This is a genomic window from Paenibacillus sp. 01T442, assembly GCF_056398345.1.
On sequence record NZ_JBFTPF010000014.1, the window covers coordinates 38,099 to 62,251 of the forward strand.

Genomic DNA, 24,153 nt, shown 5'->3' on the forward strand with positions numbered 1-24,153 from the left:
TCCTAAAGTTGATTAAATGTAATTTCACTGAGCTCATGCAAAATATAATCAGGTTCAATGCCTGTCCTTACGATGTCGTTCTTAGCGTCAGCACCAGTCAACACTAGCGCCGTGTACATATCGTTCGAATTCCCGAATTGAATATCGGTGGATAACCGATCGCCAACCATTAAGCATTGAGATGGCAAAATATGCAGTTGGTCGAAGGCCTTTTGCGCATAGTAAGCGGACGGCTTGCCGATCACATGGACGGTTTTCTGAAGGCTGGCTGTTTCCAATGCTTTGACGAGTGACCATGTATCCGGGATCACACCATCGTCGATTGGACAGAAGGGATCCGGATTTGCAGCGATCAGCTTAGCCCCATTTCGCAGGGCATTCACGCCCGCCGTTAGCTTTTCAAATGTAAACTGCCTGTCTAATCCGACAAGCACATGTGTTGCGAGCAGCGGATTCTCTGTCGTCTTTACTTGATTACGCGCCAATTCTAGCTCCATGGCCGCTTCACCGATCATCAATACAGTGGCATTCGGCTCAAGCTCTTGAAAAAATTTCCCGGCTACACATAAGGCCGTGAGTACTTCATCCACCTCGCAGGGAACGCCTAATTCGCTAAGCCGCTGATGCACGCTTTCCTTGGTCCGAATCGTCGTATTCGTAACGAACATCACCGATTTGTCTTGCTCACGCAGCCAGTTCACGGTGCTCAATACCCCCGGCAAAAGCTTACTGCCCGAATAAATGGTACCGTCCAAATCGAATAAATAGCCTTTGAATGAATGCAACTCCTTACTGCTTTTCCTTGAATGTGTTCGCTGAAAATGCTGAGTAGTAATCTTGTCATCGATTCCACGTTCAGGAAATCTAGATGTATCTGCCACAGTACTGCCTCACTTTCAATAAAAATAACCCTTATCCAAAAAACACGAAAACAAGCTAATTCAGAGTATGACAAGCATGCTCCTGCTTATTTTCACATTTTCCTGGACAAGGGTTTTCTCCTGGTCTCGACCGATGTTTCAGTTCGTGTGATATTCATAGCTTTACTATAAAGGATAATTGTAAGCGGAAAATTATCGTAATTTGGTCATTTTGTAAACTTAGTGTCCGTTCCACATACTCGGATCTCCAATGGAAATGTAATCTGCACCACTATCTAGCGCTTCTACAATTTCTTTTTCGTATCGAATAAGACCTCCGACAATCAACGGTTGTTTGATGGTGTTTTTCAATTCTTTGATCACTCTCGGCATTAAGCCTGGCATGAGCTCAACTTCGTCCGGCTGTGTGCTGTTGATCATCCGGACTGCCGTTTGTAGAGCAGCCGTATCAATAATAAAAATACGCTGTATGCTTTTGATACCGGCTTGTCTAGCTGCCGCAACTGCATTGGACTTGGTCGTAACAATACCGTCCACTTTAAACTTTTCGGCTAAATACCCTACCGCATGTGCATCCCTGCCAAGGCCGCCTACCATTTCAAGATGGACATACACTTGTTTGCCTGCTTGGTGAAGCTGTCCCATAATGGATTCCAAATTGCCAATATGACCTGTCATTAGATTAACTCGGGTCACATCACTTTCAAGTACTTTCGCAAGCTGATCGTCTTTGGTCACCGATGCTATAATTGGGTACTTCTTCAACATGCTCCCCCACCCCCACTTTAACCATAACAAATATTTGTTTGCTCAGGATTAACATCCCCTCCGCTATTCCTTTCTTAGAGGGAATGCCAACCATGCCATTAGTTAGAAAAGTTTAGAGCTTGCAGCATGCGGCTTAGCATCACTGCGCTTTCTGCACGAGTACCGGTACTTAGTGGAGAAAAGACATTGCCATCCCTGCCGTTAATAATCTTCAATGCAGACGCTGCTCGGATCGCATCCTTGGCCCACTCGGCGATATTCGCTGCGTCACTGAACGTGACCGTGCTGGTTGATTTCAATTCTGCGTTAAAGCCTGCGAATTGCAGTGCTCGGTCAATCATGACCGCCATTTCTTGGCGGGAGATCGGTGCATCTGGTCGGAATGTGTGGTCTTCATAACCACTTACGAGTCCAGCATCTGCCGCAAGGCTAACTGCCGTCGCAAACCAATCCGCAGCTTTAACATCCTTAAAGCTTGTAGCAGACGATTGTGAGGAAGATAAGCCAAACGATCTCACCAGTAAAGCGGCAAACTCTGCACGTGTTACTTGGCGATCAGGTGCAAAGCTCGATGCCCCTACACCCTGAACAATCATTTTATTTGCCATTGATTCCACGGTCTGTTTCGACCAATGATGCTCTAAATCGCTGAAAGTCACTGGGTTTGCCATCAGTAGATACGTGCTGTTCGTGCGGMTGTAGATGAGAACAGCATTACCTTGAATCGAGAATGGAACTGGATGATACACGGTATTGCCTTTCGCATCTTGTTCTACACGCACAGCAGCCAATGCCTTAATATCCGTTACAGCATCCAGCTTGATGGATCTAGCAATAAACTGATGGAAGTTGGATATTTCTTCGCTCTTGCCTTCTTCAGTTCCCACTGTAAGCGTAAAGTCGATGGCTTTCTTGACATCTTTCCCAGTTGCAATTGCCTCTGCAGCAGCCTTTTCATTCAATTTAATTTGAATGGTCAAGTTTAGCTTATCTTGTGATGTTCCGAGCTTCTCTGCCCAAGCTTGCAAATTTACAGCTGACAGATTCAGCTCATAGGATCCAAGTTCAGTTTGAATGATTACGGTATGATTGCTTGCAGCCGACAACACGGCTTGAATAGCAGCTGGTGCCAGAGTGGCAACAGCTTGATCCTTCTTCTCATTCAATGGCACGGTAACAATCAGCTTTTTGTCCGTTCCCGATTGTTGAATGGCCGCTTGGATCAACGCATCTGTCACTTTGAACGCAGGATCCTTAATTTCCGTACCTCCACCTACGCTGCCACCATTTTGCTCACTGTCATCTGGTACACTTGGCTCACTTGGCTCACTTGGCTCACTTGGCTCACTTGGTCCATTCAGCGTGATTGGCTGTGTGTACAAGTCATACTTATTGCCATCATTCATCGTGTAGGCGTATCTTAACAACGCATGCGCTATACCTGAACCCTTACCATTCGCTGTAACCTCATTGCCGTTTACTTCAAAAGAATTTTGCCCATCCAACATAACAATCTCAGGTGCGATACTTGTTGTATCCCCTTTGTAAGTTGTCACGCTGGCTTGAATCGGAATCGTTTCATTCTTCTCCAGCGTAAACTCCGATTTCTCAGGTTTAATCGCTGCCGCCATATTTGCAGCCCAGTTGGCATAGTCGGTCGTTAAGCCCCAAGCTCCATTTATGAAGAATCGATTAAACGCTGTACGATCATTGAGTGTCCAAGGTGAAATCAAGATGCCACGATGCTTAGCAGCCTCCATAAAGTTTTGCGAGATACCGCCGTAACCATTATTGAACGTAGCATTCAAAGGCTGTATGGAGCTAAGTACCGTACGCAGCATTCCTTTCACGTTGTTCCCGCCGGACAAACTTGATAACAAGCCTGAAGGCATCGTCGGCATCAAACTGTTCATACGCGAGATCTGATTAGCAACGAACGACATGTTGTCGATATCAGCTTCGGCATTTTTAGCCTTGACCAACTGAACGAAAGCATCAATCGCGGATGGTGTGGACGTCTTAATCTCGTTCATGATCATTTTGCCCCGTTGCTGAACGAGGTCAATTTGTTCTTCCAATGTCGGAATTTTCACATTTGGAAAGTCAGTCGGATGTGGCTTATTGGCATTGAGCGCCTTGATTTCAGCCAATGTATAATTCTCAATGTTGCCCGTGCCATTCGTCGTTCCTGATAATTCACCATCATGGTGAATGACGAGGTAGCCATCCTTGGAAATATAAACGTCATTTTCAATAAAATCTGCCCCATTATCCAGCGCCAAAATATTACTCTCAATCGTATTCTCTGGCGCAGCCGTCGGCAATCCGCGATGTCCAATAATATACGGTTTGCGTATCAAAGTCGTGTTATTGTTGTACACACTTAATGCATTGAAAGCCGCACTTGGCGTGCTCGTCACAATCCCGTTAACTCCCGCTGTAATCAGCGTATGCAAGGCAAGATTATCCCCATTAGCTGTCGAAGCATTTTTTGCCCATACCATGATCGTTCTCATTTGCAGATAGTTCGTATTTTCTCTTGTAGCAGCCTGCTGTGGAAGCACCGCAATATGTGCGAGGCTTGTATTGGTGATCTGACGAATTTCCAGCAGCTGATCGTTGTTCTCAATCGATTTACTGGTAAAATCCACGATTCCGCGTATGATCGGATACGCTTGTCTGGCCTTTTTAACCAAATCGCCATTGCTTGATATCACAAATACATCCTCAATACTATTCGCTTTCAAATACGGCACCAAGGCATCTACCGTCTGCTCATCCTTGACATAGAAGGCAGCCATCGTTGAAGTTCCGAGCGTATTTAGGATCGAATCCAAATCCCCAATCACGGTTTGACTGCTAGCATCAGTCACTTTAAGATCCTTGTTGACATGCAAGATGGCGGTAGCAGGTAAGGAAGTACCTGTCAGTTTCGATAAATCGTTGGCTGTTGCAATCTCCGTCACAACGGTGGAAGCCATCGCAATTTTCGTAGTAGGCTCCGTCACACTTACATACTTCTGAGTCGCGGATAAAGGCAGCGCATCCCGTTGTAATGTAATGCGGATATTGTCTACCCTCATTTTGCTGCCGTTGGATTGTAAACCAATTCTTCCTTTTGCATACAAACCTGCATTGTCCGTATCCACGACAACCTTGTCGTTTATGATCTCCATCACACGATTGTCAAATGCCTTGACCGTATAATGGTACAGTTTGTTAGGGTCTATGGCTTCCGTAAAAGCACCTGTATCCATGACATTCCAAGCATTCGATGTAGTTCTTTCAGCAAATTCCACACCATTGGCAGCTTTAGCATCTTTTCTGACCGCCATTTGATAATACGGATAATCATTGTTTTGAATGCGATACATGATAGAATGCCATCTCGCATTATCGTTCGCTTGCAAATGCGTCACATCAGCTTCAATTTTATAATTACCAAATGCCCCTAGGAAGTCTGGCAAAAGTACTCGCGACGGATTATCTGGTGATGCAGCCGCATCCAATTCAAATCCTCCCGCTTTAACAACAGCTTTGCTCGCTGTCGTTCCTTCTTTGCGTGTCCAGCCCGCGGGAAGCGTTCCTTCCGTTAGCTGATCAAAATTTTCTTCATAGAGCACATACTCACTATCCGTTGCTTCTTTTGCTACAACAAGTATTGAAATGGAAACACCGTCTTTTTGAGCAGTTAGGCTGTACACACCTTTTTGGAGAACGCTCAGGCTGGTACTGTTCACAACAACGGAAGGGCTGCTAGTTGTCCATGTCAAATCGCTGCCTGTCACTGTACCTGACGTAAAATCACTAAAATTTGCTTTAAATACGATTGAATTTAAGGGTACCGGTTGACTCACTGTAGTCAAAAAGTAACCGTCATCGTGCTTGAGGGAATTAACTTTTGCTGGCACCGTACTCGGTGTTACGGTTACTTCTTGCAAATACTCAGCCGTATCATAGATCACCCTAACCGTTGCTCTACCCGCCTTAATTGGATATAGCGCATTATTCAAAACCTTGATGATCGACTCATCCGAGGAATAGTACTTGACTGGTTTGGTTGCAATAGCTTCACTAATACCATCCGAGTAATACACACTGCCGGTCACGCTTATCGGTCCGCTCAACGCTTCCATCGTGTTAGGTACAACGAGGTCAAGCCGATCTGCCGTTATTCGCGTTACCTTCAGGTTATCGAATGAAACCTTACTTTGATCCGCTTGCAGCCCTACTTTCCCTTTCTCCATCATGACTGTCGCTGGCAACGTTGTGTCTGTCACCATCGTGTAGGTCGGATCTGACTTTGCTTTCATATATTCCTTGACGTTATTACCAAAAACCCGAACCTTCATTGTGTAATCAGAGTTCAAAGCCAATGCTCTCCAAGAACCCGAAATCGGTGTTGGTGAATACCAGTTGCTGTCCGCTTTGCGATAGGCGAACTCATAGGTACCATTTTGACGGATAGCCATTTGATTGTAAGGCACTTTCCCCGTAGAAGGTACTCTGAACATCAATGCTGCCCATCTTCCTGCATCCAGCACAGTTTCGAATCGTACATCCGCTTCAACCGTGTAGTTATCCCACTGTACCGGAGCAACAATTCGACCCTGCTTACCCGAAGCCTTTCCATCAAAAGTCATTCGTCCATTGCCATATGTATCCTGCACAACTGTAAACGGCGGGCTTCCCGCGTTCACATCAGAAATCCATCCGTAAGGAATCGTACCTGTCGGATTCGCATCGAAATTTTCCTGCAACAGTACGGGATTCACCGGATCTGTCACGGGATTGCTGTCCACGAGGTTGATCACACCAAAACCAGAGGTGTCATTCCAAAATGAGCTCGATTGGTACGCACTCCAATAGCTATTTCTTTGCTGCGCAGCGTCCGCCCCATAGCGGTCTGTTACGCCAATTTCCAAGCCCAGCTTCTTCGTGAGCACAGGATCCATCTTCAACATATCCCATGGTACCGCTGTTTCTAAAGACCAGCCCGTTGCGGTTTTCTTTATGGCCCGCAAAATCTTATTCGAATCCTTGCTGCTTTGTCCATTTGTCGCAGCCCCGAAGTGAAATTCAGGAGATGTAGAATCCGATTGATACACAAATCCGAGTTGCATATCATCTGCAGCATAAGGCGCAGATTGGTGCATCGTTGGATCTAGAAAGAAATTAATGTTATCCTGTTCAAACCAATTCCMCGATCCTGCTGCCGTCAGGCTCTCATCATCTGCCTTAACCCCAATGTACAGGTACTTATTGTCCCAGAGCATTCCGAATTTACTATCTTTAAACGTTCCATTGCCTGTTTGTTTCGTTAACCTCTGGTTAATTGACCAAAGTGACTCGTCCAAATCCCCATCAATCACCGGTGCATTAACCGTCTTCCTCACATCGAGAGAATTTCTTACCTCTTCCGCAGCATGAGCCTCTTGGACATTCATTAGACCAATAGGTGCTAAGCTAGTAACTAGTGTAGCGACTAGTAGACTATTCAAAACCTTTTTATATCGTTTCATAGAATCAACCCTTTCTTGGAAAATGGATGAATGCATGTTATATACTCGTTAAAAAACAGATGAACCTACTTTCGATCGTCTTCAAATCCTCCTATCTGTTTTGGAGAACACAAAAAACCCTTCACGCATACAAATGACCTCAGCTAGCTTCCACTAGCCGTTCATTTGCTGCCATGAAGGGTTTTCTCCGCGTCTCCTACCCTTGCCTGTTCAGTTGTCCTATACTCATTCTAGCCATTGAGTGTTTGTGAAGTGTTATCTTGGCAATAAGAAATTGTAAAATATATGCGAATTCAATCCATTGTTGGGTGTGATTGTGAGGTTGTCGTTACAAAAAAAGGAACCAAGCCAACGGTGCCGGGTTCTAAAAGTTTATATTAACATTATGGAACCATAACAGGCAATTGGATTCGAATCACCGTTCCCCATCCGTACTTACTATCAATTTCGAATGTAAATAAATCAGAATGTGTTAATTGCAGCCTTTTATAGGTGTTATAAATCCCGATATGACCACCTGATTCCTCGCGAAGCAGCCCCATGCGTACTTGCACTAGACGATCTTTTTTCATCCCCATGCCCGTGTCAACAATGACAATGTGCAGCAGCTCCCCGATCAACCTAATTCTTACTTTAATGTAGCCAAATCGGTTACTTTCTTTAATTCCATGGTAGATGGCATTCTCAATTAAGGGTTGAAAGAGCATTTTCATAACATTTATTTCCAACAAGCTTTCTTCATAGTCCCATGCAAATTGAAATTTATCCTTGTATCGTGCATTCAGAATTTGAATGTAATGATTGGTATGAAATATTTCCTCTTTCAGCGAGACGGTTTTATCCGCATCACTGATGGAATACTGGACAACCTCAGATAAATGATCGATCATCCCGCTCACCGCGTTATGCCCTCCGGTAAGGTCCATCGATTTCCAGAAAATAGTCCTCAACGTATTCGCCAAGAAGTGCGGATTAATATTCGACTGAAGCGCCATCATTTCCATCGCCTTCAGCTTATACTTCTTTTCCGACAACTGAACTTGCAAATAGCGTTGCTCGACAAATCTTTTCACAGTACGCTGCATGATATAGCTGTATTCATCGGTTACACGTTCTGGCAACGCAGGTATCGGCAACCCCCTTTCGCCGTTCTCAATCGTACGAATAATCGTTATAATGCTCCGGTAGTTGCGTTTGGACAAATAATAGACAAGCATGACGCCAAGTATGAACGAAATCAGTAATAATCCAGCGGTCAAATAACCTAGTTTTATCGGCAATTGATAGAAGTAGCGCTGAGGTGTTGCTGAGACATACGTAATTCCATAAATTTCAGACCGAATACTTGTAACGATATAAGACTTATCTGCAGCAGAAATAGTAAAGGCGGACGAACCCTCGCTGCTTTCTTTAATTGCGATCGCGTCTTCTTCGATTTGTTCGGCAGTGGAACTGGCAACCTTACGACCGTCCTGCTGAAGCAGAAACAGCGATTGATGCGGGAAATATAGCTGCTCATTGAGCATCCTCGCTATAGCATCTTTTTTCAAGTTCATGATGATATAGCCTTCTGGTTTGCTTGATCCAGGTGAACTAAATTTACGGAATACGGTAACTAATGACGTATCTTGGGTACCGAACCGACGAACGTCACGATTCTCAATAAATAAATTTGTTTCACTAGATATTCGGGAAAGCACATGAAACCAAGATGTATCATAGTATTGATCCAGTGACGTTAGCCCTTCATTTGAAGCTAGAAACTTACCTCCTTCATTAAATAGATAAATATAGATAGAATGCACAGCAGGCTTAATGTTTGCAGGCGGATTTAACAAATTCATGAATGTGGCATAGTTATCACTATCAGTCGGCTGGATGCTTGGTCCCCTCAGGATAAGCTTAAGGCTAGAGATCAAACGTGAATTTAAATTTAACGTAAAATAAATCGGATCACTCACCTGAAAGATGGATTCAATGGTGCTTTTCGTCTGCTCCAGCATCTTTCCATTGCTCGTGTTAATTTCCTTTTTAATGTAATTCTGTGTAATCAAGATGGCAAAACTGCCCAATAATAGCAGTGGAATTAGCAAGGGCAGCATTAGTCTAACCAAGGATCGAATAAAAAAAGTTTGCCTCATTCGAACGAATTCTCCAGACGTTCAATGTCTGAGGACCTCTGATTCCGAAAATCACGCGGTGTCATGCCAAAGTAATTTTTGAAAGCTCTTGTAAAATTAAACGAGTTGCTGTACCCAATTTTGTCACTAATTTCATACGTTTTATATTGGATATCACCTAAGAATTGAGCAGCATTCTCCATCCTGATCTGCATTAAATACTCGGAGAAGAGCATGCCTGCATTTTTCTTGAAAAACTTACTTAAATAGTCTGGATTCATATGTACCAGCCTTGCGAGATCTTCGAGGGTAGCATCCCGATAATGCACTTCTACATATTCCTTAATTGTGCCAATAATCTTCTTAGAAAAGTCCTGCCCTTGCTTGGTGCTTGAGAGTAATTGTTGATCTAATTCTTCTTTAATATTGGTAAAAGCTTGAATGAGTTCCTGATAGTTGGTTGACTTCAAAATATACCTGCGCACGCCGTTTTCTAATGCTTTCTGTGCAAATAGAAAATCTTTGTAAGCACTGAAGAAAATAATATTCACTTTGGAGTTAAGACTGCTTAATTCTGATGCCAAATCGATGCCAGACATAATCGGCATTTTGATATCACATAGTATCACATCAACTTCATGCCGCTTAATGAATTCTAACGCTTCTTTCCCATTCTCGACGCTGCCTACGACATGAAAGCCGACAACATCCCAAGGAAAGTATTTGCACAATCCATTCCGAATTTCATAATCATCATCTGCAATAAGCAGGTTATACATCCTGATCACCATCCGTTATTTTCTTACTGATGCTAATAATGTAATCGCTTCCAAATATGATGAATAGGCTAGTCAAGCGTGGTGTTCAAGCTCTTCCGCACGATTCTAGTACACAAACTATACAGTAATTTTTTAATATTCGTCAAGGTCGTAAACATGCTTTCCTATCTTCATTTGACGCATTTATATCATTAATCGACAACTCATTAAATTCCCTATTTTTAAGATAGTTTATCTCAATCTGGATTCGTTACATCTCGAATATGCCACTGATACGATGATTACATAACGTCCAGTTTCTATTAGATTACGTTAGGAAGGGTTGATCTCCGTGTCATCTTATTTCGCTCCAGAAGAGAGCATATTCTTTAAACTGGGTCACAAGCCTGAGCAAACTATTGCTACAATTGCCAATAGGTATATAGGCTCTAATCCAAGCAACGGTTTTACTTTCAGAAGTTTTCATCAAGAAAGTTTTAAGCAGGTAGAGGATGGGCGATATGATATTAATCTTCAAGCCAAATTTCCGGAATCTCCCCTAGGAAGTTATGGATACGCATTTGCCGGCATTTATTGTGAGGCAGATTGTGACATCGAATTATCCTTAAGCTGCTACGGCCCTGTTCGCATCTATCTACACAGCAGCCTACTCTATAAATCCACAATGGATGATGATGTCAATATTCGGAGACGGAAAACAATTCAAGCTTCATTGCGAAAAGGCTGGAACCCCTTTTTTATAAAGCTGCTTAAAACCGCTTCTGGTTTCGGCTGTCAATTTGGCTCTGCGAATGGAAAGTGGTTTCCATTGCATTTTTTGGCCCCTTTTACTGGGCGCAGCGGCATGGGTGGTTGGATATACAGCACACCTGTCTCCATTGACGTATTCCCTGAGGAGGGCTCTCTCCCTAGCTTCGACACCGATGAAGCAACCATTCAGACTCTTGAACAGGTAAGCTGGCTACCTGTTGTTCCTTCGACAACATTAACTGAGCACGGGGTTCATGAGCTGCACACTCTATTCCAAGGCGAATCTGGTAATGTTGCATACGCATGGAGCTCCTTTCAAGTTAGCAACCTCGGTGAAACTCCCCATAACTTCCATGTTGCGTCAGCAAGTAAGCTGCGGGTTTGGGTAGATAACACACTTGCAGCAGAGATTGACTCAAGCTCCACGTCGTTCCAGCTATCACTGCCTAACGGTAGGCACAACCTTCTTGTTGAATGCATGCGTGGCTTGAACTCATGGCACTTCGATGTGGAGATTTCCCATGCAGGAAAGGTTGTGCCATTCCTTATTCCTGCACATGTGCAGGGCACTGCTACACGCTGGTTATATCTAGGCCCTTTCAGTGAACGCTTACAAACACCTGAGCGCATCCGTACGCTTCATCAGCTTTTCACAACCCCTGCTGGAGCCTTATCCAGCCATGCTTCTTCACAATATTGGCGAACGGGTGATAAAGACATCTTTGTGCGTCCCTATTTGGAAAATGAACTGCATGCCAAATGGAACTACCCGCTGGGTGTAACACTCTATGGGCTTTTACAAGCAGGCAGAGCGCTAAACAGATGCGATATCGTCTCTTATGTAGTTGATCATATTCAAACCTGCACGGATCTCTATACCTATTCACTGTGGGATAAAGAACGCTATGGCAGCCCAGCCATTAATCATCAACTTGTTGAACTCAATATGTTGGATGATTGCGGTTCATTTGGCTCCGCCATGCTGGAGGTGAATCGCGAAGCAGATCACGCTACCATGCGAGAAATTGCGCATATCGTGGCAGCTTATATTCAACATGGACATGAGCGTAAATCTGACGGCGCCTTCTATCGGCAACGTACCGGTGAATATCAAGAGAACACCCTCTGGGCCGATGATTTATATATGAGCACTCCGTTTCTATGCAGATATTATCAGTTAACCGGTGATCTCACGTACATTACCGATGCTGCCAAACAATTTCTTTTATTTAAAAAATACTTGTTCATCCCTGAGCATAAGATCATGGCTCATGTGTACGATTTCAAGTACGAGACATCGACTTACATTCCTTGGGGAAGAGGCAATGGATGGGTGCTCTTCTCCTTGTCCGAGCTGCTTGCAGTCTTACCTGAGTCTCATGAGCTGCGAGATGAGCTCATTGACTTCTTCCGAACGTTAGCTGCAGGTTATGCCAAACTACAAGGCACGAACGGATTATGGCATCAAGTGCTGACGGATCGCACTTCTTATGAAGAGACATCCTGCACAGCAATGTTCACCTATGCCTTCTGCCGAGGCATCCGCTACGGTTGGTTAGATCAACCTGCTCCCTATAAGGAAGCTGTCCAGCGTGCTTGGGAAGGTTTAACGAAGCTTGCAATTGATCAATCAGGCAATGTGTATGGCGTTTGCCGAGGCTCAGGTTATTCATTTACGCCACTTTACTACAAAGATGAATTGAATTGGATCCTGAATGACACACATGGTATTGGCATTATACTTCTATGTGGGATTGAATACATGAAGTTACAAGGTAACTAATCGAACAAGCTGTTGAATCCGCAATGCTGTTGCGTGAGTTCAGCAGCTTTTTAATGGACCTAAGCTAAAAGATCAGCTGCTTCAAGTAAGCTTTCTACTCGAAGCAGCTGATCTAGGTGCTGGATTACCCTTTTAATCCAGTTGTTGCAATACCTTCAACGAAGTATTTTTGAGAAAAGAAGAAAATGATAACGCATGGAATAATGGCAACCATTGACATCGCCATGACTTCGTTCCATTTCGCCGCCGAACTCACATCCAGCGACATGCGAAGCCCAAGAGCAAGTGTAAACTTTTTGACACTATTGATGTAGATCAATGAATTGAAGAAATCATTCCATGTCCAGATAAACTGAAAGATTGCTGATGAGAAAATAGCGGGTTTACACAAAGGCATCAATATTTTCGTTAAGATCCCAAAGGAATTGCAGCCATCAATTGTAGCTGACTCATCCAACTCTCGTGGCAATCCGCGAAAGAATTGAACCATCATAAAAATGAAGAATGGATAACAAGCGAACAAGGCCGGCATTGTGAATGGCAGATAGCTATTCAACCATCCGAACTCTTTGAACAGTATGAATCTAGGAATGATGATTACCGCGTTGGGCAGCATCAGCGTCGAAATCATAATGGCGAAGAACACATTCTTCAAAGCAAATTGAAATCTGGCAAAGCCATATGCCACTATCGTACTGGAGATTACAGTGAAAGCAACGACGGGCACAACCATCTTGATTGTGTTAAGCAAAAACACACCAAACGTAAATTGGCCGCTTCCTTTCCAGCCATTGGTATACGAGTTCCATACAAATTGCTTAGGCAGCAGTTGCAGCGACCCGAAAATCTCATTATTCGGCTTAAAGGAAGCGAAGAAAAGCCAAATGAGCGGATATACCATGATTAGCGCCGATATCGTTAAGAACGCAATGGTAAACCCCATTCGAAGCTGAGCTTGGTGAAGCCTCATTTGGATCCACCTCCATCTTCATAGTAGGTCCAATACTTCGACGTTTTAAAGATGATTGCCGTTACTAAAAGAATGAGCAGGAACAGAACCCACGACAAGGCGGAAGCATAACCCATTTTATAAAATTTGAATCCTTCATCATAGAGCTTAAGCGCGAATAAATACGTTGAATTCATCGGCCCACCGTTCGTTACGACGAATGCACCTGTAAAATCCTGAAATGCATTCACCAATTGCATGATGATATTGAAAAATACGATCGGCGTAATCAAGGGTAAAGTTATCGTGAAAAACATTCGAAATTTGGACGCACCATCTACGCGACCCGCTTCATACAGTTCTGCAGGCACTTGCTTCAATCCCGCAAGGAACAGGACCATGGAAGACCCGAACTGCCAAACGGATAGCAGACTTAGTGTAAACAAGGCAACATGAGGACTGCCCAGCCAATTAATGGCTGGAAGATGAAGCAGATCAAGGAAACGATTCACCATGCCCTCTTTCATAAATAGGAAGCGCCATAGAATCGACACCGCCACGCTGCCCCCCAAGATCGAAGGCAGATAAAAGAGAGTGCGGTACAGGTTTACCATTTTCATCTTCACATTTAACAATAAAGCAACCATCAGGGCGAATATGAGTTTCATCGGGACGGAAATAAACACATAAGCTAGCGTAGTAGATAGAGATTTATAAAAATTGTTATCTTGCGTGAACATCGTGACATAATTGTCTAATCCGACGAACTTAGGGATATTCGTTATACTGTAATTCGTGAACGAATACATCAGTGAGGCCCCGAATGGATATAACTGAAAGACGAGAAACCCTACCAACCATGGCATAATATACAATAGCCCAACGTTTCGCTTCGCTATTTTACTTAAACTGACATTCATTGCTTCACCTTACCTTACTTCAAATCTTTAAATTTATCCTGAACGCGTTGCATCAACTGCTCTGTAGCCTTCTCTGGAGTGAGGTTGCCGAAGATAACCTTTTCACAAATATCTCGGATAATATCCGCGACTTCAGGATTATTTTGTACAGTTGGGGGTGGTGATGCAGGGCTTTTCAATGCGTTATCAACCATCTTAGCGATATCTGGGTCAATTTTATTAGCTTCAACAAGCGCTTTCTTCGCACTTTCAGAAGTTGGAATGGAGCGTGTGTCAAGTAAAATTAGGGATGCTTCTTTGCTATTCAACAGCCAGTTCACAAACTTGGTGGCTTCTTGCGTACTAGCAGATTTTTTATTCACTGAAACGATCATGGAAGGCTTCGTTTTCACCGCTTGTACTTTACCGTCTTTGGCAAAAATCGGCATTCCCACCGCAAATTTCCCTTCGCCTGCAGCGGCTTTATATTTCCCGACCGTTGATGACCAATCCAGCGTCATTCCTATTTCAGCGTTAACCCATTTCGGATTTTGTTCCATTTTACTGCTGAATAGTGCTGCGTCGCCTAGCGGTTGTGCTGCTCCGCTGTCAAACAATTTTTTCATAACCGTTATGCCTTGTGTAATATCTTCTTTGGTTGCTTTGAATGTACGATCGTTGGATACCCAGTACGTACCATTCTTGGAGTACAAATACTCACTAAGTACGAATTCACCGAGTCCCCCCGTTGTCGTTCCTGGCTCAATGGCAAACAAGTATTGTCCTTTGTTCGTTTTATTGATTTTCCCACCTTCTTCGATGAGACTTTCCCATGTCCATTGTGTTTTCGTATCTAGACCATTCTTATCGAAGAATGCTTTATTAATCATCGTTCCGAAGCCGTTGGTTCCCATTGGCAGGGAAACTAATTTGCCTTTGATAGAGTCATACTCATCTAAAATTTTCTTAGAGAATTGGGTTAAATCAACGCCAGGTTCTTTACCCAAATCAACGAATATATCGCCTTGTGCAGACAAATCGGGAAGCCATGGGTAGTCAAGCTGCATAATATCCGGTGCAGAGCCACCTGCGATTTGCGTCATGATTTTTTGTTGGTAACCATCATAACCTTGATATTCGCCTTCAATTTTCACATTCGGATTCAATTTCGTATAAGCATCAATCGCCGCTAAAGTTGCTTTATGTCTAGCATCCGATCCCCACCAGGAGAAGCGCAGTGTTACCGGTTTGGCATCAGCAGGCTTAGTCGTCTGACTCGATGAAGCTGCAGGAGTCGTTCCTGTAGAAGTTGAATTATTGTCGCCACACCCTGCTAGTGAAGTGCTAATGGCTACCAAACAAGCCATTCCGATCATCTTTCCGGATATCATTTTCATTGTAACTTGCCTCCAGTTATAAAATATAAAGCGTTTTCTTTCCCCTTAATTAATGTACCATCCCGATAAATGCGTGAATACGCTTCCGACTTGATAAAAACTATCTTCATTGTACAACCTTCTCAGCATAGTCAATTATTGATATTTTATCCTCATAAAGTGATAGAGGTCTAGTTAAAGGAACTGCCATTCCCTGTTATTTACAACAAGGTAACAGCAGCTCCTTCTTCCTTATTGGCTTTGCTGTAACAAGCGTTGAATAATGACCGCCGCTTCTGCTCTTGATGCAGCATCATTCGGCATAAAGCTGCCCCCACTGCCTTCAATCATGCCTGAGCTCTGCAAGGCTGTAATCGCATCTTGTGCATAGCTTGCGATCTGTGAGGCATCGTTGAAGCTCGTCTGTTGTCCATTTGTGCTCAGACTCATCTTAAGCAACTGTAACGTGCGATACATCATGACAGCCATGTCTTGGCGTGAGATGTTGCCATCTGCTCCAAAGCTGCCATCCTCGCGTCCGCTAATAATGCCTAGCTTCTGCGCTGCAGCTACCGAACTGTAATACCAGTCAGTGGTATGAATATCGTTGAAATTTGATCGGTCTTGACCCTGATCCAACCCAAAAGTCCGCATGAGCAGTGCTAGAAATTCAGCGCGTGTCACCGAGCTGTTCGGATCAAATTTCCCTTTATCAACACCATGAACGATTTCACGAGCGGCTAGCGCATGAATGCTAGATTCCGCCCAAGACACGCCTTTCAAATCGTCAAAGGTTACGTTGTTGTATGTTACTACGTAGTCACCAGGCTCACTTGCAGCAAATACCATCTCTCCTGTTGCTATCCGATAAGTGCCATGAACAAGCACCTTTAGCTTCCCATCGCTAGTTAGTCCACTCACGACAACCTGCTCTGGCTTTTCTCCAGGTTGGAGCTTATACGCGAATTCAATTTTTGCTGAAGACCCATGAAGTGTTGTCACTGGTTTATCATCCATTTGAATAGCCAGTCTATATAGCGAACCACGGCCTACTGCTTGGATTTCTTTCTCTGTTAGTCCTTTAGCATCCAACAGACTGAAGTTAATCGTTAAGTTCTTCGCTTCTGCATCTGCATCTGCATCTGCTCGCAAGGCTTGAACTGGTAAAGAAATACGTAAATCTCCTGACTTGAACGCTAGCTGCGTGATTCCCTTCGCGCCAATCTCTTGCAGCATCGCAAGTGGCAGCGTTGCTATTAAGGATGAAGCGGACTCCCCTTTGGGAACATCCAATTGCAGCGTATGGTTCTCTGACTTCTCGAGCGCCTGCTTCAACTGCTCGCCTGTAATGGTGTTTTCTTTGGTTGGCTGGGCAGGAAGGGATGGTGTCATTGGGTTAGGAACTCCTCCACTTTCACCAGGATCCGGCGTATTCGCAGCCGTTACGGTGACATTCGCCGTTGCACGCAAATTCGTACCTGCAACATCTCCCAACACGATAAACGTACCGGCCGATGCATACTGACCCGCGGGGATATTATCCCAGCTAACAGCCAGGCTCTTCGTCGTGTTATCACTATAGGTAGCTTCAACTACCGTCGGTAATTGTGGCGCTGTGCCACTCACTGTCGTCACTGACACTGGTGTTAGGGATATAATGAGTGCTTGCGGTTCATCTGGCGCATTCACTGTTACATTCGCCGTTGCACGCAAATTCGTACCTGAGACATCTCCCAACACGATAAACGTACCGGCCGATGCATACTGACCCGCAGGGATATTATCCCAGCTAACAGCCAAACTTTTCTTCGTGTTATCACTATAGGTAGCTTCAACTACCGTCGGTAATTGTGGCGCTGTGCCGCTTACTGTCGTCACTGACACCGGTGTTAGGGATGTAATGAGCGCTTGCGGTTCATTTGGCGCATTCACTGTTACATTCGCCGTTGCACGTAAATTCGTACCTGCGACATCTCCCAATACGATAAACGTACCGGCCGATGCATACTGACCCGCGAGGATATTATCCCAGCTAACAGCCAAACTTTTCGTCGTGTTATCACTATAGGTAGCTTCAACTACCGTTGGTAATTGTGGCGCTGTGCCGCTCACTGTCGTCACTGACACTGGTGTTAGGGATGTAAGCACCGCATTCACCGTTATTTGCAGATAGCTAACAGCTTTGGCATTGATCGTACTCATCAATTTCAAGGTAGCAGTACCTGGATTAACACCTGTCACAACGGTTTCCAAGCCATTGTTTTGAAGTGAAACCACTTTATTGCTGCCGTTCACAGCAGTTTGATTCTCAACACTCCATCTCACGTAGTCCCCTGTGGAATAGAATGGGTGCAACCCGTTCACTTGTGCGCTTACTGTCACGGATTCTCCTTTCTTTATTGAAGAAGCCCCCGTGATTGCGATACTTGGATCGTTCGTACTTCCTGGCATAACATCAACAGGTGTAAGCACAAAGCGGTCCGTGTTAATCGTTTTGTTCGAGCCACCTTGAAAGACGAAACGGAATTTTTTCTCACCTGCTGATTCGAATGTTACCGTTCCCAAGTCAAAGAATTTAATGGAATCTGCCCCATTTTGGTTCCACACACCGCCGGCACTTGCTCCCTCAATAAACCATTGCCCGCTTCCTCGCGACGTCGATAATTTGGCTGCAGCCTGAACATTGTAGACACCCGCTTTAGGAACAGGAATGCTATATTCGATATAACTACCCGCTGTCGTAAGTGTAGACGCAAAATTCATACCGCCTTGTGGTGACGCATTCGGCGTTGCACCACTGCTTACTTTAGTTGCGGTACCGCCGCTAACCGTTGTCTTGTTGGCCGTGAATAAATCCGCAGCGACAAAAGTACTTGCCGTTGGCAGTTTCGGAATAAAGACGTCTTCCATCGCTTCGAACTGATCGATGGACAACTGACCCGTACCCTGACTATCAAGGTGTAAATCAACGATCATGACGGCTTGCTCCTGCTTGCCATACACAATCACCTTGCCAGTACTTCCCGCTGTTCCTGTACCTTGAATAATCAGTTTTCCGTTATTCTTGGAAAGAATAGCATTCGTAACATATTCATCCGCATAGAGAACTTGATACTCATCGCCTTGATAGGCTTTAATCCAGTAAGCTCTACCCTTCGAAGAATTTTCGTCTAAATCAATAGCAAAGTTCTTCAGCTGATCCCCTGTTAAAAGTCCTTTAAAGCGATACGTGTGCACCCCTGTATCGTCGAGCGATACATCTTCGATCAGGTACTGCTTCGCAGGATCCAACCAACGAAGATTAACATTCACCGCCGATGGTCCTGTTTTACCTCCACCGGTTGCGATCATTAGCGCCTCGTTCTTATTGTCCGATACTTGCATCATTACGTAAGGCCCAGCATTCTGATTCCAGTCGGCTGCCACGTTACTATCCCAACCTACGCCGTTATAAACGGGGCGCAAGATGGAATCTGTTAGCGTATGAATTCGCTCGGATTTGCGCCAAATATTGAATTTGGCCATCAGATCAATGTTTTTCTGGTTCCACGTATTCGGATCACTTCCATGCTTGACGTTTCTAGCAAATAAGTATTTATAATACATCGACATATCACCATTGGTCATATCTCCACTGTTGAAATAGACGGAGTTCAGCGGCAAATGCCCAAACAGTCCTGCAAAAACTGGAACATCCAACGTTTCTCCGTACTCAGTTGACGATGTTGTCCACCCGTTATCAATGACATGTAACAGCTCATTTGAACGGTCCCCCTGTGTTGGCCAAATATCCACTTCTGTTGTATATTTCGCTTTGTAATCTGGATACTCATCCACAACATCGTTCAGAACTTGATTCGTCAACACGTTTTTACGATATACATTGTCCGTCGGATGTGAATATGTCGTAACGGCTTGATTCGGCCAAAACTCCGTTAAATCAACCATTTGATGGGACAAATGATAGTTCTGGATCATATATTCAATGCTGGTTTTCTTAGCAGCAATGACAGCAGGATCGGCTAAATCATTCCCTCGGTTGTGATAACCGCCCGTCATGGAAAACCATAGACCAAACATCAGCCCTTGATCCTTATAGTAATTGGCCAGTCCAATCATGTTGTCCGTATAGGAAGGTAGTGCTTGTGTGCCGTCTCTTGATGTACCGTTATCATCAGCGTTGTTCCAGCCATCATCAAACATCACCATATCAAATCCAGCTGCTTTCGCCTTCGGTACAGCTACAGAGCGGTAGTACGCTTCATTGCGTTTAGTTGTACCCCATTGCCAATCGTTCGTATTGAGAATGGTTGAGGTATGATTATACTTGAACCGTTCTCTCAAATGCGTTTCGACGGCCATTTTACCATCTACAATATCCCCCTTAAAGACAGCCAAGTTAACTGCAATATAAGGGAATTGCTCATTTGGGAACAACACAAGCTGCAGAGATTCCGGGTTCGTGGAGACCTTTACCATATCCCCTTTAAAGGCACTAATTCCTGCGAAGGATCTGGCCATATAGGGAGCGCCTGTATCTGGCGAGCTTGGATCTCTTTTCAGAATTTCCGTTTTGGAATTGACMTCAGGCCCCACATAGAAACCATCACCGGTATCATAACGATTAATAATAACTTTAATATCTTCACTAACTTTAGCCGCATTTGCTTTATCTACGCCACCAGTTGTACTGGACCATTTGGTGATATAGGCATAATGCAGATTGTGGGCTTGATCCGGAAAGTCAAGCTTGATAACATCTGAAGATGTGATTTGAAGCCTTTTATTCGGGCTGTTATTTTTGAGATATGCTTGATATTTCAAACCCGCACTGCCTTTGTACAGTTCAAAAGAAAGCGTAACGGTTATCCCATTTTTGGTTGCTGGTATTTCCAATCGAGTTCCAACGGTGGAGATCTGTCCATCGGCTGCCTTCATCGTGATCGCGTGCTCCGTAGGAGTCCCCAGCACGTATCCGCCGTCGTTAGCGTCTAGACTTTGCGTTGTTCCAATTGCTTCTTTCCCCGTCTCCCCATTTTCCAAATAACGATAATTATAATGAAATAATGTGGAGTCGTTGTCCGCTGCAACCTGCGGCATATACTCGACACCCGCTGCTTTATTATAGAAGCTTGTCATGCGTATACTGCCATTATCCATGTACTCGATTTTCGTACGAAGCGCATCATTTTCAAGCGTCCATGTCAAATTATTATTGACTAAGTTCAAAGGTGAAACTGCAGCGGCTTCCGTTGGTTTGGATGCAAGACAAAAACTGATCAGCAGCATGAAGCATAGCCCTAGTGAAAGTACTCTTCTCAACAACATTTACCTCCTTGACCTTCTGAGAGGTCATTGATTTCGTGATAGCCCTAACATGTAACTCAAAACAAAAAAACTTCCCCCCGTTCTCCAGCTACAAAGTAATATAAAGCGCTTACTTAAAATTAACACACGCCAAAAGACCTTGCTATGCGCACAAGCTGACAAATTATATCTTCAAGCTGTCGACTTTTCGTGCGTATCGATTATTGATATATTTGCGGTCATTGATGGACATTATGATCGTTAGGGAGTATCTAGATAACGGAAACAGCACCTTCAACTGTAGAGTTGAGGGTGCTGTTTATTCGTTTGGGCTTGGCAGCCAGAAGGGTAATTTACCCTGAATAAAAAAAGGAACCCAGCCAACGGGGCCAGGTTCTAAAAGTTTATATTAAAAAGGGGGTCTTGTTTATTATATTACCAAGTGAACATTATGGAACCATAACAGGAATATTTCATTTATGTTACAAATTAGAAAACGCTTTATATTCTAATTTGCTATCTCCGTTCTCCGTTCTCCGTTCTCCGTTCTCCGCTCTCCGCACTGCACCGCTCCCCACCTCACCTTCAAATTCTTCCCCAATTCCTGTTGCACGTTTTACCCAAGTGGCATATACTAAGTATACACTAATTAGAATAATTATAAATAAGGAGGTACCCTATGAGCGTCGAGTATGACTATCATCATCTCCACCATGTGAAAGAACAAAGTAAGTCAAGAAAAACCCTGTGGGTTACCCTCATATTAACGGCCTTTTTCACGCTTGTTGAAATTATCGGTGGGGTGTTATCGAATTCCCTTGCTCTTTTATCCGATTCGGCTCATATGATTTCAGATGTCATTGCGCTTGGTCTGAGTATGGTTGCCCTCCAATTAGCTACGCGTCAGCCTAATGCTCGCTTCACTTTTGGATTCCTGCGCTTTGAAATTGTCGCTTCTTTTCTCAACGGATTAGCGCTTTGCATCATCGCTTTGGGAATTTGTATTGAAGCCGTCCAACGTGTCCTCCACCCTCAACCGATACAATTGGGACTCATGCTAGGCATTGCCTCGATCGGGTTCGTCGTTAACCTCGTCCTTACGTTGGTTCTCCATAACAGCGTCAAGGAGGAAGACAATCTGAATGTGCAAAGCGCGCTCTGGCACTTTTTCGGAGATTTGCTTAGCTCGGTGGGTGTCATCATTTCGGCCATTGTAATTTATTACTCAGGTCTTCTCTGGTTCGATCCATTGATTTCGATCGTGATTGGGGGCATTATTTTTACAGGTGGCAGCAAAATAATTCGTGAATCCTTCATGATCCTGATGGAATCCGTCCCTGAAAAGTTTAATCTAGACGAAATCCGCTCTGTGATCGCGAAGGTTGAAGGCGTAGAAGATGTCCACGAAATGCATCTCTGGGCGGTTTCGACCGACCATTATTCCCTGACTGCGCACGTGTTTATTAGTCCTAACATTCAGCCTTTTTGTGTCATTCTCGCTATTAATGAGACGTTAAAGAGCAAGTACGGCATCGAGCATGCCACGATTCAAATCGAACACGCGGACATTAATCCGCACGGGGAATACGGGAAAGATTTCCTGCGGCAGCAAAAGCAGCTGAAACAACAAAACCACACAAGCGCCTAGCGCTCCAGCATAGACCTACCAAACTTGAAGGAAACCGCCTTTCACTTTTAAACAAACAAACCGTTAATCACCTCCGAGGTGACTAACGGTTCTATTCGTTATGCGTCGAATTACGCACAACCATTTCCATATCGATGAGCAGCTCATGCCCCTTCATCTGAGCCAGATACGAATCCAGCAGCATCGCGCTTTCCTCGTCAACTTCTTCCCCCATCTGCCGCATCAGGAAAGCCGCAACTAAACGCGTTTGCAGCTCGACTGGCATCTCGAAGCTCGTAATGGAAGGAGTACTCGCCTTCGCAAAATGCTCATTATCCATTCCTATAAGCTGCACTTCCTCAGGAACACGGATGCCTCGTGCATGGCATTCAGCAATCAGCTCCAGCGCTAACGCATCATTGAACGTGTAGATGCCGATAGGTCGCAGCCCGCCGCTCACACGCAGCGCCTCTTCCAAAGTTCCAGCGACACCCAGCTCTCCTGCATCCAAAAGCGCATGGACGATCGTCTCCGCTCGGTCACCTAGCCMCGCCCGAAAACCCTCGATGCGCTGCTCATTCGCGCCCATTCCCTTCCGTCTTCCCGCATAGAAAACAGCTCGGCAGCCATGTGACAGAAAATACTGAACGGCCTGGCTCGAGGCCTTGGCAAAATCCAAATTCACCGCCAGCTTCGTAATCTCATTCGGCCATCCCCACCCGTTAAAGATGACAAGCGGCGTTCCTTCACCGACTAATTGCTGTGTGGAATGCATGCTGATCGCCAAGCCATGTGAAACTAATCCATCAACTCGTCGTTGCAGCAAATGCTCAATATGCCTCGTCTCCACTTCAGGATCCATGCCTGCCGCTGAGAATACAGATAAGTGATAGCCGTAACTGTGAAACCTACGTTCCAGCTTCTCAGCAAATCTGCCATAATACCCGCCAAAATGCGGGAGAATCAATCCTAACTCATTCGAGCGTCGCCGACTTAAATTCGTTGCCATGACATTTCGGCGATAACCTAGTCGGACAACCGCTTCTTCTACTTTGCGGATGGTTTCCGGAGACATCGGAACCTTCCTTCGGTTAATAACATTCGACACCGTCGCAATGGACACACCTGCCTCAGAGGCAACATCGACGATGGTAGCTTGTTTGTTTTTTTTCATCCTATGCCCTCATTCTTGAAACGCTTAAACTCATTGTAGCTAGAAGGGGATTGCTCGTCAAATCTCTGTCTTTTTTGCAAATAATCCAAAAGCGCTTCTGCTCTTTAGCATTTCTACCAAATCTTAGACATCACTACTTACAGAAAAATAAGCATCAGAGTATGATGAACTCAATTGAGACTMCCGCTTCACTTGCCATACCCATTTTGAACAAAGAG

12 protein-coding genes are annotated in these 24,153 nt (G+C 44.5%); 2 read left to right on the plus strand and 10 right to left on the minus strand.

The window, feature by feature from the left end; all coding sequences use genetic code 11:
* Positions 1-2: 2 nt before the first annotated feature.
* The 5 genes from AC1DLM_RS13805 to AC1DLM_RS13825 form a co-directional block, all read right to left on the minus strand.
* The gene (locus AC1DLM_RS13805) at positions 3-881 is read right to left on the minus strand and encodes an HAD-IIA family hydrolase (protein ID WP_477570291.1); all 879 of its coding nucleotides are present in this window, start codon (positions 879-881) and stop codon (positions 3-5) included.
* 219 nt (positions 882-1,100) lie between these two features.
* Complete coding sequence (locus tag AC1DLM_RS13810) at positions 1,101-1,649, minus strand: glycerol-3-phosphate responsive antiterminator (protein ID WP_477570292.1); 549 nt, start codon at positions 1,647-1,649, stop codon at positions 1,101-1,103.
* 98 nt (positions 1,650-1,747) lie between these two features.
* Positions 1,748-7,171 (minus strand): S-layer homology domain-containing protein, encoded by a 5,424-nt coding sequence (locus AC1DLM_RS13815; RefSeq protein ID WP_477570293.1) that lies wholly within the window; start codon positions 7,169-7,171, stop codon positions 1,748-1,750.
* Positions 7,172-7,554: 383 nt separating this feature from the next.
* Complete coding sequence (locus tag AC1DLM_RS13820) at positions 7,555-9,312, minus strand: sensor histidine kinase (RefSeq protein WP_477570294.1); 1,758 nt, start codon at positions 9,310-9,312, stop codon at positions 7,555-7,557.
* Positions 9,309-10,070, minus strand: a complete 762-nt coding sequence (locus tag AC1DLM_RS13825; protein WP_477570295.1) for a response regulator transcription factor — start codon at positions 10,068-10,070, stop codon at positions 9,309-9,311. The genes AC1DLM_RS13820 and AC1DLM_RS13825 overlap by 4 nt, the downstream gene beginning before the upstream one ends.
* A gap of 331 nt (positions 10,071-10,401) precedes the next feature.
* On the opposite strand from AC1DLM_RS13825, the gene AC1DLM_RS13830 reads away from it, so the two are divergent.
* The gene (locus tag AC1DLM_RS13830) at positions 10,402-12,603 is read left to right on the plus strand and encodes a glycoside hydrolase family 88/105 protein (protein WP_477570296.1); all 2,202 of its coding nucleotides are present in this window, start codon (positions 10,402-10,404) and stop codon (positions 12,601-12,603) included.
* A gap of 124 nt (positions 12,604-12,727) precedes the next feature.
* Here the strand turns inward: AC1DLM_RS13830 and AC1DLM_RS13835 are convergent, their stop codons facing one another.
* The 4 genes from AC1DLM_RS13835 to AC1DLM_RS13850 form a co-directional block, all read right to left on the minus strand.
* Positions 12,728-13,573, minus strand: a complete 846-nt coding sequence (locus tag AC1DLM_RS13835) for a carbohydrate ABC transporter permease (protein WP_477570297.1) — start codon at positions 13,571-13,573, stop codon at positions 12,728-12,730.
* The gene (locus tag AC1DLM_RS13840; RefSeq protein ID WP_477570298.1) at positions 13,570-14,472 is read right to left on the minus strand and encodes a carbohydrate ABC transporter permease; all 903 of its coding nucleotides are present in this window, start codon (positions 14,470-14,472) and stop codon (positions 13,570-13,572) included. The genes AC1DLM_RS13835 and AC1DLM_RS13840 overlap by 4 nt, the downstream gene beginning before the upstream one ends.
* A gap of 14 nt (positions 14,473-14,486) precedes the next feature.
* Entirely contained in the window at positions 14,487-15,848 is a 1,362-nt protein-coding gene (locus AC1DLM_RS13845) for an ABC transporter substrate-binding protein (protein ID WP_477570299.1), read from the minus strand.
* A gap of 231 nt (positions 15,849-16,079) precedes the next feature.
* Entirely contained in the window at positions 16,080-21,149 is a 5,070-nt protein-coding gene (locus AC1DLM_RS13850; RefSeq protein ID WP_477570300.1) for an Ig-like domain-containing protein, read from the minus strand.
* 664 nt (positions 21,150-21,813) lie between these two features.
* Here AC1DLM_RS13850 and AC1DLM_RS13855 point away from each other — a divergent pair.
* On the plus strand, positions 21,814-22,782 hold the full coding sequence (locus AC1DLM_RS13855; RefSeq protein WP_477570301.1) for a cation diffusion facilitator family transporter: 969 nt from the start codon (positions 21,814-21,816) through the stop codon (positions 22,780-22,782).
* Positions 22,783-22,873: 91 nt separating this feature from the next.
* Here AC1DLM_RS13855 and AC1DLM_RS13860 read toward each other — a convergent pair whose 3' ends face one another.
* Positions 22,874-23,935, minus strand: coding sequence for a LacI family DNA-binding transcriptional regulator (locus AC1DLM_RS13860; protein ID WP_477570302.1), 1,062 nt, complete (start codon positions 23,933-23,935; stop codon positions 22,874-22,876).
* Positions 23,936-24,153: the final 218 nt, after the last annotated feature.

Excerpts from the sequence above, each read along its gene's own strand:
- AC1DLM_RS13810 (WP_477570292.1), bottom strand. The coding sequence starts at position 1,649 with ATGTTGAAGAAGTACCCAATTATAGCATCGGTGACCAAAGACGATCAG.
- AC1DLM_RS13820 (WP_477570294.1), bottom strand. The coding sequence starts at position 9,312 with ATGAGGCAAACTTTTTTTATTCGATCCTTGGTTAGACTAATGCTGCCC.
- AC1DLM_RS13855 (WP_477570301.1), top strand. The coding sequence starts at position 21,814 with ATGAGCGTCGAGTATGACTATCATCATCTCCACCATGTGAAAGAACAA.
- AC1DLM_RS13835 (WP_477570297.1), bottom strand. The coding sequence starts at position 13,573 with ATGAGGCTTCACCAAGCTCAGCTTCGAATGGGGTTTACCATTGCGTTC.
- AC1DLM_RS13840 (WP_477570298.1), bottom strand. The coding sequence starts at position 14,472 with ATGAATGTCAGTTTAAGTAAAATAGCGAAGCGAAACGTTGGGCTATTG.
- AC1DLM_RS13845 (WP_477570299.1), bottom strand. The coding sequence starts at position 15,848 with ATGAAAATGATATCCGGAAAGATGATCGGAATGGCTTGTTTGGTAGCC.
- AC1DLM_RS13825 (WP_477570295.1), bottom strand. The coding sequence starts at position 10,070 with ATGTATAACCTGCTTATTGCAGATGATGATTATGAAATTCGGAATGGA.